The sequence below is a fragment of the Colwellia sp. BRX8-9 genome (assembly GCF_014077245.1).
Classification (GTDB): domain Bacteria; phylum Pseudomonadota; class Gammaproteobacteria; order Enterobacterales; family Alteromonadaceae; genus Colwellia_A.
Genome location: NZ_JACGVN010000036.1, coordinates 19100 through 35956 on the forward strand (window position 1 = coordinate 19100; position 16857 = coordinate 35956).

Sequence of the window (16857 nt, forward strand, 5' to 3'; positions counted from 1 at the left end):
GGCTGGTCTATCTTAACCAGTTCACATGAGAAAAATTTTATGAAATTAGTATGAATAACTTGAAATTTATCGACAATTATTGTGATGACTGTGCGCTAAAAAATAAAAAACCCAAGCGCTTAATAAACGGTTTGGGCTTATTTAATAAGTGGTAGTATTAGGGGGTTACCACCAATTTCAAATGCTAAGCTGGATTAACAAAACAACCAATATGTTCTCTTAGTAACAGTATTTTTGCACTCATCATCTGGTTATCTGGCTGTTCTCTTAGTACACCGGTATACTCCTTACAAGCTTTATACCACTGCTGCTGCGCTTCATAAATTATGCCTCTGTGGTAATTAATACGCCAATCACTTTCCATAAAGCGTTCGGCTGATGTTATAGCTTGTAATGCTTTAGTATATTTTCCTTCGAGATAATAGTATGCCGCTTGAAGTTCATAAAGGTGCGGATTATAGGGTGTTACACTCAACTGTCGTTTGACTATTGTTCTGGCTAAAGTCAAGTTCCCTTCTTCCATTGCTATTCTACTGCGCAAAATAGCCGCTTCAGGAAATGCACCACGCTTAGACAAAATCAAATCTAATAACTGCTGGCTTGTATTAGTGTTACCAATTTCAAATTCCACTAATGCACTAGTCATCATAATTCGCTTATGATTTGGATATTTCAGATACAAGGCGTTCAATTCAGATGCAAATCGAAAACAATCAACTATCGGTTTGCTATTATCATGACAGTTAAGATTAATCATTAACGCTTTAACATCGATTAAATTATGATCTTTCGCTTTTTTACAATTAGAGTTGCTTGCGAGGTTATTCAAACACATTTCTTCGCGGTTAAATGATGTCATTCGACACTTTATTAATTGTTGCGTTCGAGTTTGACACTTAGGCTTAGGTACTTTTATTTTTACATACCTAGTTAAAAGCTCATCTAACTGCTCATTGGGCGCATAAACTTGGTTACTTGTACTCTTGTTCGCACAGCCAGTGATAAATAAACCACTGAATATCATACAAATTGAAAATAATTTTTTAATATTCATTTTACTGTCTCCTTTTCTGAGGCATTGAATGCCTGGTTGACATTAAAAACCGATTTTTGTAGTAGAAACTCAGTTGAAGGGAACTGCCATAAGTTGACTTCATGCTTCATCTCACGAACGATGGTAGGTGTAACAATGATAAATAGCTCACGTTCTGTATCTGAATCGGAAGTTGACTCTGCTAATTTTCCAAGTACCGGCACGCGACTCGCACCAGGTATAAAGTCTCGATTATTGTTAATGTCACGACTGACCAGCCCTCCAATAACCATAGGTTGTCCATCACGCAAACGTGTTGATGTGCTAATACTTCTAACATTAAACGCTGAGGTATTTAATCCGCTACCTGTACTACTCGAAATTTCCTGAGTTAGAAGCGTATCAGGTGTAGAAATTGTCGGGTTTAAGTCCAAAGTAATACGGTCATGTTCGTCGACCATAGCGCGAACCTGTAACTGAACGCCGAATGATTTAAATGTTGTCCCACTAAAAACACCAGAAGTATTCGCCCCAACTTTATCACCACTTACAATGCCACTTGGTGCAAATGCAGTTGGTACAGGCACTTCACCACCTGCTGAAAATACAGCTGATTCACCAGCTAATACAGTTAAAGTAGGACGAGATAAGGTTTTAGATATTCCTTCCTCTTCTAACATTGAAAACAATAAATCAAAGGCAAAATCTTTACCTGCTACTTGCAAATTATTTACTAGCCCGCCACCTAACACCTGCAAGGCATTATTAACTTTTGTCGATGATGATTCATTAGGGCTAGCTCCTGCTAAGCCAAAATTACCACTCGTTTTATCATAGCCCTTACTAAGTACTGAAAAATCTGGACGCCACTGTTTCAAGCGACGATGGTTAACTTCGTACATTTGAACCGAGACGCGAATTAGCGGTAAATCTCGTACTTCAATCACCGATAATAATTTACCTCCAGCAATGGACAATAATTTCGCGCGGCCAATATTTGAAGCAAGGTTATTATCTGAACTTCCGCTGGATCCAGACGAACCACTAATACCAAGTCCTGCCGGGCCAGCTGAGCTTTTCTTGCTATTACTCGTAAACAGCCCACCTGACTCGTTCGCTAGAATCGTAATAATGGCTTCTTTAGATTTTTTACTTTCTTCTCCGGTCACGAGTCTAGATGCAACAGTAAGTACTCTAACTAATTCAACTTGGTTATCTACATAACCTTTTAGTAATAAAGTGTCTTGATTAGCATTAGGAACATCTCCATGCTGAACACGTGTTACAGTGACAGACTCGCCCCCCACTAAGTTAATATTATTTTTCACCCGAGTAACAATATCTTCAGGTAATATTTCAACCTTGATTAAGTTTATAATAGCGGCTGATTTAGTCTTTCTTTTTAGCGTATGCTGAACATCTTTGTCCTGCATACGCAAATTATTAACCAATGATGCAATTGCCGATGACTGCAGCAAAACATTATCATTGTCTCCTTGACCTGCTTCGAAATAGTTACGGGCCGCCGCTTCAGCTGCTATTCGGTATTTAATAGTAGGTACTTTTCCACGTAACACTAGCGCATTACGATCAGGAGCTAGTGTCAACGAGATGTTAGGATGAATATCTTTAATGGCGTGATGTAATACACTTAAATCTGAAGTAACAGTAAATAGAAAAGTTTCTGATGTATTATCAGTATACCAAACCATAACACTAGTTCGGCCCACTTTTTTGGCCAATGCTAAAGCTTCATTTTTACTCAGTACTTCTACTTGTAAAGTTTCTTCTTGCCCAACAGCAATTCGCTCAAGCGGTTTATTGAAGACTAATCGACTGTGTGTCCACTGCACTAGTTCCCTAGTTTCTTTGGACTTTTTACTGTCTGCGGTCTCTACAAATTTCAGGCCATCAGCTGCACATACCGTTGAGAATAAAGCTAATAACCAAATATAATTAATCAAAACTAATTTAAAAAATTTCATAATGCTCTCCTGTTACATTCGTCCGCAGCTACATACTTATGGTGTTTGTTGATACGGCGGTTACTAGCTATATCGCAACATTTAGACCAAGTTGGAGATTAGTTCAAGGATTTAGATTTAATTATTATAAAACAGTAGGTTATAAATTATATTTAAAATTTATTATCAGAAAGGAATTTATCTACATGGAAAATGAAATTGAACATTCTTATATTGAATTGCGTTTTGCAAATATGTAGATTATAAGAGGCATTTTGCAACAAGTGTGCGCATTTTTAACAATCGTTGAACTTTAGTTTCATTATTTTTTTGCTTTTTATGTTCAGGTAAGTATTTAATTAACAAGCGATGTAATTCTTTGCGAATAACAGGTTTAGGCAAGAAATCATTCATACCAGCTTTCATATAACGCTCTTTGTCACCATAGACTGCGTCAGCAGTCACCGCAATAATAGGTACATGCTTAAAGTGCTCATCGCTTGAGCGTATATGAGTAGTCGTGGTTAGACCGTCCATTACCGGCATTTGGATATCCATGAGCACTAAATCAATTTCAGAATTTTTCAACATGCGTAACGCTTCAACGCCTTGGTTAGCGATTAGCACCTGACATCCGCAAGATATTAAAAATTGTTCTATAATAATTTGATTTTGTTGGTTATCTTCCACAACTAAAATAGTCGCATTATCAAAATTAATATCACTCTTATTAACGCTGAGTGCGTCATATAACTTGATACTAGCCTTCCCTAACATCTCATGCAACTGCTCCAAAATCCTACTAATGTGAGAAACTTTGATCGGGCCATTAACCAGTAATTCATTTTTACTGTGCCAATGAGTGAATTTACCACTGCCCAGCAGATCCAATATTATCAAACAAGGTGTGGAGCCATCGCTGAAGTAAGGCTTTAAATACTTCCTACAACTATCGCTTTGAGCCGGCTCAGTCACTACCAAAAAGTCAGCTAACCCAATAGAAGGATCAGGTAATTCTGAGGTGGACCTAAACACTTTATATGTTACTTTGTAACGTTTGAATATCTGCTTAATTGCATCGTTTAGATTATTATCATTCCCAATTAACCAAACAATATTGTTGCGGTTATCTGGTAGTAAAGGTAATTGATTTTGTGGAACAGAAATATCAATCTCAATTGGAATTTCAATACAAAAAGTACTACCTTTATCTAATTTAGAATTGACTCTAATTGTTCCTCCTGCAGCTTCACAAATTTGATGACAGATGGCCAAACCTAAACCACTACCGCCAAACTGACGAGTGGTAGACACGTCAGATTGCATAAAAGGTTCAAATAACTGAGACATTTTTTCTTCAGCAATGCCAATACCCGTATCAATAACCTTGATTGAAAGAACACCTTGGTTATTTTCTGTGGGTTTGTATGCTACATGAATGTTAATTTCTCCAATACTCGTAAACTTAATAGCATTGGCCAGAAGATTAATTAAAATTTGGCGAAGTCTAACATTATCACCTATGACGTTCATTGGTACATTAGCATCAATACACAAAATCAGTTTCAGCTTTTTCTTAACCGCGCTGTCAGACAAAATATCAATAGCTTCATCTATACAAATACCTAAGTCGAATTTTCGATGCTCAAGTGTGACTGCATTAGCTTCAAAACGTGAATAGGTTAACACGTCGTCAAGAATACTTAATAATGCACTTCCACTCGATTGGATCATATCAGCAAAGCGTTGTTGTTCTTGATTAAGCCCAGTATCTTGTAATATTTCACTTGAGCCAATCATGGCATTTAGTGGGGTGCGAATTTCATGGCTTATATTAGCCAGAAAACGACTTTTTGCAACAGCAAGGGTTTCAGCATGCTGCTTGGCCTCTTTTAATGCATATGCTGCTGCTACACGCTCATCAACATCAACAAGCGTAGCGGCAATAGCAATTAAGGCACCATTTTGATCAACAATTGGCGTCATACTCATTTCTGCCCAAGTATGGGAACCGCCAGCACATCTCATCTGTAATTCTAATCTGCATGTGTTGTGCACGCCATTGGCAAATTGGTTCAAAGCCTTAATAACAATTGGTTGGTTAACACCACTAACAAATTCAGTGATCTCTTTACCCATACATTGACTTTCAGGCAACTTGATTAAATCACTCCATGCATGATTCATAAAAGCAATGCGTCCGTCTGGTTGAAGGCGCAGAACAACTTCACTAATATTATCGACTACTAATCGATAACTGTATTCAGCAGCAGATGCCAACTGTTCAGCTTTTACTCGTTGGGTAATATCAGATTGGACCGCAATATAGTGGCTAACTTGACCATTTTTACTTTTTACTGGTGATGCATCCATTGCGATCCAATAAGGCTCACCATCGCGATTATAATTGATAATTTCGACGTTAAAATTCTCCTTATTTTTAATGGCTTCAGACATAACTGTAACAACGTTCTGATCAGTCATTGGCCCTTGTAGTAACTTTCCTGGTCGCTGGCCTTTAATTTCCTCAAAAGAGTACCCAGATAGTTTTTCAAAGCTGCGATTAACCCATTCAACTTCACCACATTCATTTGTTATAATCACCAAGTTGTTGGTGTGACTTGCAACCAAAGATAATTTTCGTGCTTCTTCTTTAAAGCGTAAGCGGGTTTCCATATCTTTATGAGCTTGAATATCGAACAAAGATCCTATAAACCCCTCTTCAGCGTTTCTAACCATACGCATTTCAAACCATCGGTATTCACCAGATTTATCTCTAAGTAAAACCTCAACTCGCTTAGGATCACTTTTTTCACATGCTGTTTCAGCCATGTTATTACAGAAAGATTCTTTACTTTTTTCATGCAAGTAAGTTGGTAAAGCACAACCCAATAATTCGTTATCGGTATACCCTAATTGCCTATTCCAGGCTGAGTTTAAATAGGTCAGCGTAAAGTTATTATCGCATTCAAATATACATTCATCTAACAACGACAGTAATTTAGCGTGAGCTTGCTGGCTTTTTGATAGCTTCTCAATTAGGGCATATTGGATTTGTACTTGGAGCTCTTTGCTGTTATCCACGCTGACATCCTATGCTATTTAGTTGAAGCTAATTGTGACCAGTGACAAACATTGGCATATAAAGGAAAAACTTCGGTGCAATAAAAGTTCTGTTCAAAAGGTGTTCGACTAGAGGTACAATCATCCAGAACTGTTACGTTAAAGCCCAAATCTATTGCGGAACGCGCAGTGGAATCGATACAGATGGAAGTAACTGTGCCTGCAAACACGATATCGGTAATACCTTTATCATGAAGTAACTTCGCTAAATCTGTATTAGAAAATGCATTCAATCCTCGCTTACCTGGAATTATAGTAACAAAATCATCAAATTTAGACAGTTGAGGAATAACTTCTGCTCCAAACGTATTTTCTTTGAAGGCTCCAACATCTTTGATGACTTTAAGAATACCTATAGGATTTGCTAGCTCATTGTAGTCAGCGGTAAAATGAATGGGCGTGTTGATCACCATCCCAAAATCACGCCCATACTCACTAAGTAACGTAAGCGTATTTTCAAGTACTCCCGTCACTCTTGATGATTCTTCAATCACACTATATAAAATACCTTGTGGTGAAAAATAATCATTTTGATAACCTATCAAAACTAGTGCGGTATGGGATAAATTATTCATCTTTTAAACTCCAATAGTTTCATTTACTTGTGCAAGTTGAATTTTACGATATTGTTGTAAAAAATTTTCTAACACTAACTTTGTAATAGGCTTTTCAATATGATGAGTAATACCTTTTCTATATAACTCAGCAACAGAATCTCTGTCGGTGATCCCTGTCAGCGAAATTTTCGGCGTATTAGCATTTACGCCATTACCATCACGTAACTGGCTTGCAACATCACTACCAAGTAAACCGGGCATCCGTTCATCTAAAAATATAAGGTCAAATGGCTGTTTGCTGGTCAACTCCAACGCTTCAATACCATCATCTGCACCAGTAAGAATACAACCTAGATGTTCTAGCATGATTATTGTCGTCATTTTACTGGGTTGACTATCGTCTGCAACAAAAACTCTAAGTTTACGTAAATGCTTAATGTCACCCAAAAGGTTATGTAAATCACTATCAAAAAATGGCCAATATAGTGAAATCTCGTCCGTACGCTCACGCTCCTGCAATTGTTGCATAGTACGCAATACAATCGTTGAATGACTATTTGTTTTAGTCAAGTTAGCATAAACGTCAGACGTAGCTCGACAATCTTTAATTTCGATATGGCAAGGTGAATCAGCTGTTTCATTTGATGATTGCGCTATACATTCAATATTAAGGCCTTGTTCAAACGAACGAAAACAATGTTGTAATGATCTGTCGTCTGATTGAATACGGACTTTAATTGGCTCACCAATCAGCTCTGGCAGGCTTTCTTCTAGTTTAGGTTTACCAGAAATTATAGTGCTAAAATATTTTTCACTTTGGTCATCACAGTAAAAATCAAAATGCATGTGATCATCAACAACACTGAATTTTATAGTGACACCATATTCGACACTATCTATAGCCTGTTGAATGTCTTCTGCAAGCTGTTTTGTCAGTTTATTTGCATCAAGGTCAACCATAGCTCGACTAAAACTGGTTTGGTTTAGCAATCGACAACAAACGGGTCGCCCCATTTGAGCTATCAACATAGCTCCTACACATTGAACCAATTCTAATATATCAATTCTTGAATTTTCCAAAATGATGTTCACCTTTAATGAAAAAACGATATTATCCTTAATCAAAGCAATTAACGTTCCATTATAAAGCCTATTATTTAACGTTTAAAATCAATAGTTAAAAATTATTGATTTTAGATATAATCATAAAAGTCAATTTGAGTTGCAAATTGCAAATCAGAATAAAAACCAAATTGCTAAAAGTAATATATTAAATTACCCATACTAAGTTTTCCGAATAGTGTAATAACAACTTCAAAAAATTCATCAATTTTTTGTTCTAGAGAAAATAAGACGCTCGTTTAAGCAAAATATAAGTATTGAGATTTAATTCACAGTTATTAGCTCCTCCAGTATCTTTGTCGACTGTACAAATATCGATTAACATCAAACACACAGACTCTAACTATTAGCTATACTTTATGAAAAAAGCTAATAACCAGTCACACAATACTTTAATAAAATACATATTTGACAAATATTTACTCGATAATAAAAGAAAAAAGTATATAAGTGACACCTGTCAAAGCTATCAAGAATTATTAACACTTCACCTTAATAATTCTTGATATATTATCTGGCATAAATAATGCTTTGTAATATTCACAATCCATAGCTAACAAAGAATATCAATTCAGGGGTGAATTACTATGATTAATATTAGAAAGCAGGCAGGTTTTGCAGTTACCGCTGAAATGGTATTTTTGGCAACAATTATATTTATTGGTTCAATCATTGGATTAGTTGTGATCCGTGATGCTCTTGTTCAAGAGCTACTAGATGTGGCTGAAGCAATAGAAATAAGCGAGCAATATGCCTTTGATGGTATTAAAAAAACTGTTCAAGAAAGTCAAAGCACAGTAGTCATTGTTAATCCAGAATTGGAAGGTATCCAATAGTCGTGTTTGGCACTAAGCACATTAAAAATAAAATGACAGTGTAAAGTATATTATCAAATCATTTTGGATATAAAAAACTGAAAACCCTATATAACTTGGAGCTTTCAGTTTTCATTGGTTCTTATTGAACCTGTATTTGGTGCAGATAGAGAGACTCAAATTCTACCCCCCTAATGCCCCCAAAGATGGACGTCAAAAAAAATTATAAATTTTTATATCAACTACTTAATTAGATCACTAAAGTAACTCTCCCATACATTTAAGTACGATTGGGTACATTAAAATACAAAGAATTTACTGTTGAATATGGTATTGAAATTGATGATGATGTCTGTAGAGAAATTAATACTATAGATTTAAGTGTAATGGTTTAAAACACTGAGTGTTCGAGAAAATATGCTGGAGGTAATTAAAAACCTTACGGTCCTATTGTATAATAGAATGGCTTTGTCGATAGTATGGCAAAGCGCCACTATTTTAAGATAAAAACACTTTGGAGAATGTTATTATAGAGCATCTTAACTGCACTAAAAAAATTGCTGAACTTCCTCAGAAAGAGTTGCATCAAGCGCAGCTTACTGAGGCAGCTATTGCAATTAGTATTAATGGCATTAGCCAAGCGGTAATGATGGCATCTCCTGAGCATTTAAAAGACTTTGCACTTGGTTTTAGTTTAAGCGAAGGCTTAATTCATTCGGTTAACGAAGTTTTAGATATCATTGTTCATTCACATATCTCTGGATGGCAAGTTGATATTCTGGTTTTAGCACGAGTTCAGCATCGATTGAAGCAACGACGCAGAACGATGGCTGGGCCAAGTGGCTGTGGCCTTTGTGGTCTAGACTCTATTGAAGCTGCTATGTCATTAAATCAGCCTCATCAAAAAGAGGTAAAATCGTTTCAATTACCCTCTGAGAAAATTATTATTCAAGCAAGAGATGCCTTACCTAGTATTTTAAAAAAATCGGGGAGTATCCGAGGAAATCATTGCGCTGCATTTTTTGATTTATCTGCTAAAATGATCGCCTTTCGAGAGGATGTGGGTCGTCATTCAGCGTTAGATAAATTGCTAGGTTGTTTGTCGCATAAAAAATTACTGACTCATGATGGTTTTGCTTTGATAACAAGCCGCTGCAGTCATGATTTAATTGCCAAGGCTGCTCGCTTATCTCTGACAACGTTAGTCACGCTAGCACAGCCGACTGACTTAGCTGTTAATTCAGCTCGCAAATCTCAAATAGCCTTATTTTGCTTCCAACATGGGCAACTAAAACGTTACGCCTAATAAAGGATTTATATGTCTAAGTCATCAAAAAACAATCCTGCCTATTCTTCACCTGCTGGTGGTTGGGGAGCACTAAGAAGCTCAGCTAAACACTTAATTCAAAGTGAAAATGCCGCGAAAAGCGTTAAAGCATTACTCAAAGCAAATCAACCAGGTGGTTTTGATTGTCCTGGTTGTGCATGGGGTGATTCTACCACTGCCGGGAAAGTAGACTTCTGTGAAAATGGCGTTAAAGCCATTGCATGGGAAGCCACCAGTAAACGTGTTGATAGCAATTTTTTCAAACAGTATTCAATAACAGAATTACAACAATGGGATGATCATTCACTGGAGAAAAGTGGCCGTTTAACCCAACCAATGTATTACGATGGAATAAGTGATCACTACCAGCCAATTGATTGGCAAGAAGCTTTTAAAATCATTGGCACTAGCCTGCAGCAACTTTCCTCCCCCAATGAAGCATTATTGTATACTTCTGGTCGAGCGAGTAATGAAGTGGCCTACTTATATCAGTTATTTGGTCGAGTATTAGGCACAAATAACTTTCCTGACTGCTCTAATATGTGTCATGAAGCCTCCGGCATAGGCATGACAAATAGTCTAGGTACAGGTAAAGGTACGGTGACTATGGACGACTTTTCTAAAGCTGACGCCATTTTTGTCTTCGGCCAAAACCCAGGCACTAATCATCCTCGTATGTTGGGAACCTTGCGTGAGGCAAGTAAACGCGGAGCTAAAATTGTCTCTGTTAACAATTTAAAAGAACGTGGATTGCAAAAGTTTTCAGACCCACAAAGCCCAAAAGAAATGATCTTCTTAACGGGCACTACCATCAGTCAATATTATTTCACCCCTCGCTTAGGCGGAGACATGGCGTTATTACGTGGCGTCGCTAAATGTTTATTTGAAAGATTTGAGCATGATAAATCAGTACTCGATATCGACTTTATCAATAAACATTGTCATGGTTTTGAAGCATATCAACAAAGTGTCGCGGCAAGCGAATGGGACAAAATTCTCAAACAATGTAGTTTGACTCGAGAAAATATTGAACAAATAGCAACAATATATACCAGCAGTAATAAGGTTATTTTCACTTGGGCGATGGGGATTACCCAACACCGCCACTCTGTCGCTACAGTACAAGAGTTATTGAACGTACTAATGCTCAGGGGTAATATTGGCAAAGCAGGGGCTGGGGCATGTCCGGTACGCGGTCATTCAAATGTGCAAGGTAATCGTACTATGGGGATCAATGAAAATCCGTCAATGGACTTTCTTGATGCACTAGAGAATCGTTACTCTTTTAATGTTCCTCGTGATAATGGTTTTAATACCGTTGAGTCTATTCATGCCATGCTTGAGGGTAAAGCTAAGGTATTTATTGCCTTGGGTGGCAATTTTTCTGCGGCAACACCTGATACAACGCGTACTCACAAGGCCTTAAGAAAGTGTGACTTAACCGTACAAATCAGTACTAAATTAAATCGAAGCCATGTAATAACAGGTAAACGTGCGCTAATTCTCCCGTGCTTGGGCCGTACAGAAATAGATCGTCAATCTAGCGGCGAACAGTGTATTACGGTGGAAGACTCAATGAGCATGGTACACAGTTCAACGGGTCAAAATGAACCAGCAGCTAACACTCTTCGTTCAGAAACAGCTATTGTTGCTGCAATAGCCATGGCATCAGTAGGCGATAAAATAGTCGATTGGAATACGCTGGCCGGTAATTACGGGTTAATTCGTGAAGAAATAAGTGCTGTTATACCCGGTTTTGATGACTATAACACCCGAATAAAAGCAGGTAGAGGTTTCCACCTAGAAAATTCAGCAGCGCAACGTCATTGGCGTACTCCAATAAAAAAAGCCATTTTTAGTGATGCTAGATTACCAGACCAATTAGTACATGAGCGTGCACAGTTAATGACTAAAAAGCCGGTACTAACGTTGCAAACACTGCGTTCACACGATCAATACAACACCACTATTTATGGAATGGATGATCGTTACCGTGGTGTATATGGTGAACGTAACATCATCTTTATGAGTGCAAAAGATATAGATAAACAGGCATTAAAAAATGGAGATTATGTCAAAATAACAACGGTATCAAACGATGGCATAGAACGTTCGCTCTCTAATTTCAAAATTGTTGAATACCTTATCCCACCAGGCTGTGTGGCTGCCTATTATCCAGAAACAAATCCCTTAGTGCCGTTAGAAAGTATCGCTGACGAATGCGGTACCCCAACATATAAATCAATACCAATATCTATTGAAAAAATGGATTACCAACAATAGGTCTTAGCTAGATATATCGGTTACCTAGCAAGAACGATAAAGTATGCTTCTTGATTAGTAACCGACAGAGTTAAAGTTATATAACTTAATTAAAACTACGAGGCGAGACTGGTGTAGCCGAGTAACAAACCTTTAAGTGGTGTACTTTACTTCGTACCTCACTCAATGACATGCTAGGGTAATATCCTAATGTTAAGCGAATAGGCTTATTATTAAATTTATATCTATATTGCTAAACAACTTTACCTTTTTAAATACCCTATGTAGTGGCGTAATATTTAGAAAGCCATTGAGCATTGAGGTATATCATAGCCAAAAATAACAATACCAGCATGAAGCTGGTATTTAATTAAAGCCACCTAAATAAAAAAGCGATTAAGGACAGTCTCCCCAGTTAACGCCGTCAACACTACATTCATAAACAGTTGTGCCGTCCTCTTGCTTCGTTTCTTTACGCCACTTTCCTTCATCATTTTTATGTATCACTACATTACCTGTTGCCTTGCTTTTACGCCAGTAACTAACATCAACTGCAACTTCATCATCAAATCGATAAGGCATTGCATCAAAAGCAGTAAAGAAATCTGCTGGCTCAAGATCTGCAACCTTCTCTTTAACATTTACCCAATTAGATAAAGTTTGAAAGTCAGCATTCATGTCTCTGAAATAGAACTCTGCACCATACTCATAATCAGTTTCAGAGTAACGTAAGTTAAAGTTACGCTCATAAGGGTTTTCTAAACTGGTATTTATACACTCTTCAAGTGTTGGGAAAGTGACTGTGGGTATTGAATTCCCAAGCTCATAGTGAATTCCCTCTTTTTCAAAGCTAACACGCTCAATATTGCCACAGCGATATGTTTGGTCTGCATTGATATATACATCTTCTCGAATACTTAGCCAACCTTTGAGTGACTGGTCGCCCCAGCTAATTCCCACTTCATGAAATTTAGCTAAAACAACATCAACTTTTTTTAATGACCCTGTATCTTTAAGCTTCACAAACTCAATAAAGTCTTCAGTGCCCATATAAATAATTTCATCGCGATACCAAGCATCAGTAAAGTTGTACTCTTCATCTTTATCTTTGTCTTGATAGATAACAACTCGAATTTCGGCAGCAGTTGGATATTCTTTTTCCAAGGCTTTTTTATGTTTATAAGCAGCTTTTAAGCCCGTAACAATAGACTGAGCTTTGCCATAAGCGGCACTGTCATTATTCGCAATAAAATCTGAATAAATTTGATCAGCCGATAAATTGTAATGAGCAATCAGATTTAGTATTACATCTTCAATTTCTTGCTTAAGCTCAAGACGTAAATCAGTATCAGCTTTAAGTTCATCACAAGTTAAGTTTCCCTTGCCACTCCCTTTTAATTGACGTCGTAATTGCCCCCAAATAACAGACGTTAATGGCGATATATTACGAATATCATCATCTGATAAAGGCTCTATAGATGGAGGAAAAGACATCTGATATGCCTCAGTAACCTCGCCTAAATCTTCATCTATAGCACCAACAGGCACATCGACATACATGGTAGAGTAAGGTACACAAGAAGCTTGTTCTTCAGTGAATTCAAAACTGTAATTACCTGATTCAGTTGAAACTACTGACGGCTCAGTTTGCTTATCAAACTTACTATCACCATCTAAATCCAACCAAACCGTAGCACCTGACACGTACCCATCAATAACTTTACCCGTAAGAGAAATCGTATTAACTACTATAGGGTCAGGTTTATCAGGTGCAGGTGCAGCATCAGAACCACCACCGCCACAACCAGCAAGGGTAGCCGTCATGGCTAAAGAAATAACAAATTTACTTTTTTTAAAAAACATACAAATTTATCCTTTTTTGTATTTAAAAATTAATGATCTTCAAATTACAGATCGCAGAATAGGAACAAGTGAGCAACTCATGTATTTATTGTAGTTAGTTTGTAACTACCTACAAAGTAACTGATTAATTACATTCCATTTCAGTTGCCCTATTGCTTCTTATCATTTGATAATAAGTAGATGCACCCGCATCAGTAAGACCAGCTTCACTTTTAAATAAAGCTAAAATTTCTGGTCTTGTTTTGTTAGGGTTTTCATCAAAAACTTTTTCAGCTTTAGATTTTTTAGTTATTTTATGTGAAGCATCGTGCATATACTCTGAACCTACTTTATTTGGTTTGTAGTCAAATTCATCATTATTTGGCAATGAATTAATTGCTTTGACACATTCTTTCTCTGCATTTGCAAATAAGACCATTTCTAAATCATATAATTTATGATCGGGTAATTTTTTTAAACATTCATTTAAAACATCTAAATAGACCTGATATGTCTCATTTTTCATTACGCTTTCCCAACCATTATTGACTAAATTAACAGTTAAGAACTCATTTCTGTGTGCAAAACCTATTTTGTTTGTTTGGTGGCCTGTAATATTATTTCTACCTGCAATATAGTTAAATGCAATTCCTCTTTGTAAGCCTTCGTTCCATTGAATTGCGTTCAAACAGACTGCAACTCTTGCATCATAAATAGCGTACTTTTCCATATCTGCAATTGAAAAGATTTTAGAGTAACTTGCAATTCCTTTTAATGGCAACTTAGGGGTTCCTTTCCTAAGTTCATGTACATATGCAGCTAAAGTTGAAGCTTTATTCCCTTTCACCCCTCCCCAATCAGAGACTACAACTTTTGAAAGATTGTACTGTTCTTCAATATTCGCTTTTGCCCATTTAGTACTTAAATATTTTTTAAGTTGTACATTAGGGGAGTAGCCTTTCTCATCAATAAGATGGAAGCCTTCAATTTTCGGTATTTTCCAGTTGTAACTACTCTCGAGTAGAGGCAATTCAACTTTAAAGTATTCAATAAGAACGTCTATACACTGCTTCATAATATTCCTTGCTTTACTATTGATGAATGAAATCATAACTTTTATACGGGGCATTAAGTGTCTTGTTTTTATCAGTTATTCATTTCTCGCCAAGCTTCATATAAAAATACCATTGCCATAGTATCAGTCTCGCAGTAGCACAACAGCGCCTTTTGTAGTTCTTCACGTTCATAGTCACTCATGTGAGTAAACTGTAACCTTGCATAAGCGGTTAGCGCTAAGCCGCCATTATTTAATTCTTTACCCTCTGATAGCAGTTCAACATCATGGTCTGAAATATCAGCAAACATTTTCGGCAAATGTTTATATGGGTCTTTTACTTTACCTTGCTCATCAAATTCAATCCAAACTTTTTCTTTAAAGTTCAAGCTGTTAATAGCATTAATGCCATCTACATTACCACCATCAGCACCGTCATGACTGCCGTATATGGGCTTGCTGTATTTCTCTTGCAAATACTTTGAGCTATTTAAAATGGCGGGTAATACATACTTAATCGAATTTGAGCCATTCGTTGCGGGGTCATAATAGTATTTCTTAACAAGTTCAAGCATATCCACCATGCAACGTTCACCACGCCAATTTTCTTTACTGCTATTGGTTGATCGCGTAATGGTTTTGATAAATTCACAAAGCTCGTCTTTGTCTAACTCATTTGAATTATTCAATTGTCTATAAATCATGTTCAAGTATGAGTTCTCATGGGGTGAGTACATGAATATAGTGCCCTGATCATTTTCAAGTTGCGCCTTTAATGCACGAACAAATTCAAAGTTAGGAAACTCCCCTTTTGCGGTATTTAAAAATTCACCTGCATGTTCAACTCGTCCATCAGCATGAGCTATATGATGCGAAAATTGAAATGCTATGCCCTCGTATGGACTCATACCTTTGTAAAAAGGTATTGCTACGGCACTGGTTTCAAAATCAATAAAGTGTAACGGATAAGTCCAACTAGCCATCACGTTACGCATACTGTCGCTGTCAAAATAGATACTGGTATCTTTATTTTTCTCTTTTTCTACTTGCAGCCATTGGCGCTCTTTAGGTGTTAGCATAGTGTTTTTATTTTCTACTTCACCGATATGTTCTGGCTCAACATCAACAAGTTTAATAACACCCTGTTCTATACACTTATCTGCCCCTCTATAGTTCCAAATATCAAGTACCGTTTTGTCGTTAAAATCGGTGTCAGACCAATGTAACTGTTCTTTCCAACAAGCTTTAAAACCACTTAACTTACCATCCATCTCATCAGCCTTTGAGCATTGAAACTCACACGTTTTACACTTCTTTTTGATAACAGGTGCTATTTTCTGGTCTTCTTGGTAAAACTTAGCAAGTGCCGTAATGTTCTCTTTGAATGAATGGGCTGGCATTCCTGTGGTTAATTCTGTGTCGTATGCAAGTTGCACTGCTTTATCAACATTAACTTTAACTAATAATTTATTTGATAAGTCTTCTTTGGTAAGACTTGACGATACTGACACCCCTTTCCGATTTTGCTCATCTTTAGCTAAAACAAATTTTTGATTAAGACCATCAGTTGCACAAGTTGCCATTTTATCTACTAGCATTAAGTAGCTACTGACAGTCGATTTTGGAAAGGCAATTTTTAAAACATGTTTTTGAAAAGCAACATCAAAAATGTACGGCTTCCATTTTGAATCAAGCTTGTCACCTTTTTTATTATGAAAGTCACCATTGTCTTTTACTGAATAAGATTTTGCTTTCACT

At 36.9% G+C, this 16857-nt stretch carries 11 protein-coding genes; 3 read left to right on the forward strand and 8 right to left on the reverse strand.

The genetic code is table 11. The annotated features are described in order from the left end of the window. Positions 1–184: 184 nt before the first annotated feature. From H4J70_RS19505 to H4J70_RS19525, 5 genes are all read right to left on the reverse strand, one after another. Complete coding sequence (locus H4J70_RS19505; RefSeq protein ID WP_182251745.1) at positions 185–1054, reverse strand: M48 family metallopeptidase; 870 nt, start codon at positions 1052–1054, stop codon at positions 185–187. Next, entirely contained in the window at positions 1051–3018 is a 1968-nt protein-coding gene (locus H4J70_RS19510; protein WP_182251746.1) for a pilus assembly protein N-terminal domain-containing protein, read from the reverse strand. Before H4J70_RS19510 ends, H4J70_RS19505 begins: the two co-directional genes overlap by 4 nt. A gap of 240 nt (positions 3019–3258) precedes the next feature. After that, complete coding sequence (locus H4J70_RS19515; protein WP_182251747.1) at positions 3259–6081, reverse strand: PAS domain-containing protein; 2823 nt, start codon at positions 6079–6081, stop codon at positions 3259–3261. A gap of 14 nt (positions 6082–6095) precedes the next feature. Continuing rightward, on the reverse strand, positions 6096–6695 hold the full coding sequence (locus H4J70_RS19520; protein ID WP_182216374.1) for a cysteine hydrolase family protein: 600 nt from the start codon (positions 6693–6695) through the stop codon (positions 6096–6098). A gap of 3 nt (positions 6696–6698) precedes the next feature. Further along, positions 6699–7757: a response regulator gene (locus H4J70_RS19525; RefSeq protein WP_182231332.1), complete on the reverse strand. Its 1059-nt coding sequence runs from the start codon at positions 7755–7757 to the stop codon at positions 6699–6701. A 629-nt stretch (positions 7758–8386) separates the two neighbouring features. Here H4J70_RS19525 and H4J70_RS19530 point away from each other — a divergent pair. From H4J70_RS19530 to H4J70_RS19540, 3 genes are all read left to right on the forward strand, one after another. Then, positions 8387–8635: a hypothetical protein gene (locus H4J70_RS19530; protein ID WP_182244631.1), complete on the forward strand. Its 249-nt coding sequence runs from the start codon at positions 8387–8389 to the stop codon at positions 8633–8635. A gap of 493 nt (positions 8636–9128) precedes the next feature. Next, positions 9129–9920: a formate dehydrogenase accessory sulfurtransferase FdhD gene (fdhD, locus tag H4J70_RS19535; protein WP_182244630.1), complete on the forward strand. Its 792-nt coding sequence runs from the start codon at positions 9129–9131 to the stop codon at positions 9918–9920. 12 nt (positions 9921–9932) lie between these two features. After that, positions 9933–12224, forward strand: a complete 2292-nt coding sequence (locus H4J70_RS19540; protein ID WP_182251748.1) for an FdhF/YdeP family oxidoreductase — start codon at positions 9933–9935, stop codon at positions 12222–12224. Between the two features lie 375 nt (positions 12225–12599). On the opposite strand, the gene H4J70_RS19545 is transcribed toward H4J70_RS19540, so the two are convergent. The 3 genes from H4J70_RS19545 to H4J70_RS19555 form a co-directional block, all read right to left on the reverse strand. Then, a complete protein-coding gene (locus H4J70_RS19545) occupies positions 12600–14066 on the reverse strand; it encodes a hypothetical protein (protein WP_182251749.1) in 1467 nt (488 codons plus the stop codon). Positions 14067–14190: 124 nt separating this feature from the next. After that, a complete protein-coding gene (locus H4J70_RS19550) occupies positions 14191–15120 on the reverse strand; it encodes a hypothetical protein (protein WP_182251750.1) in 930 nt (309 codons plus the stop codon). A gap of 71 nt (positions 15121–15191) precedes the next feature. Next, on the reverse strand, positions 15192–16857 hold a 1666-nt coding region (locus H4J70_RS19555; RefSeq protein WP_182251751.1), incomplete at its 5' end, for a DUF2779 domain-containing protein.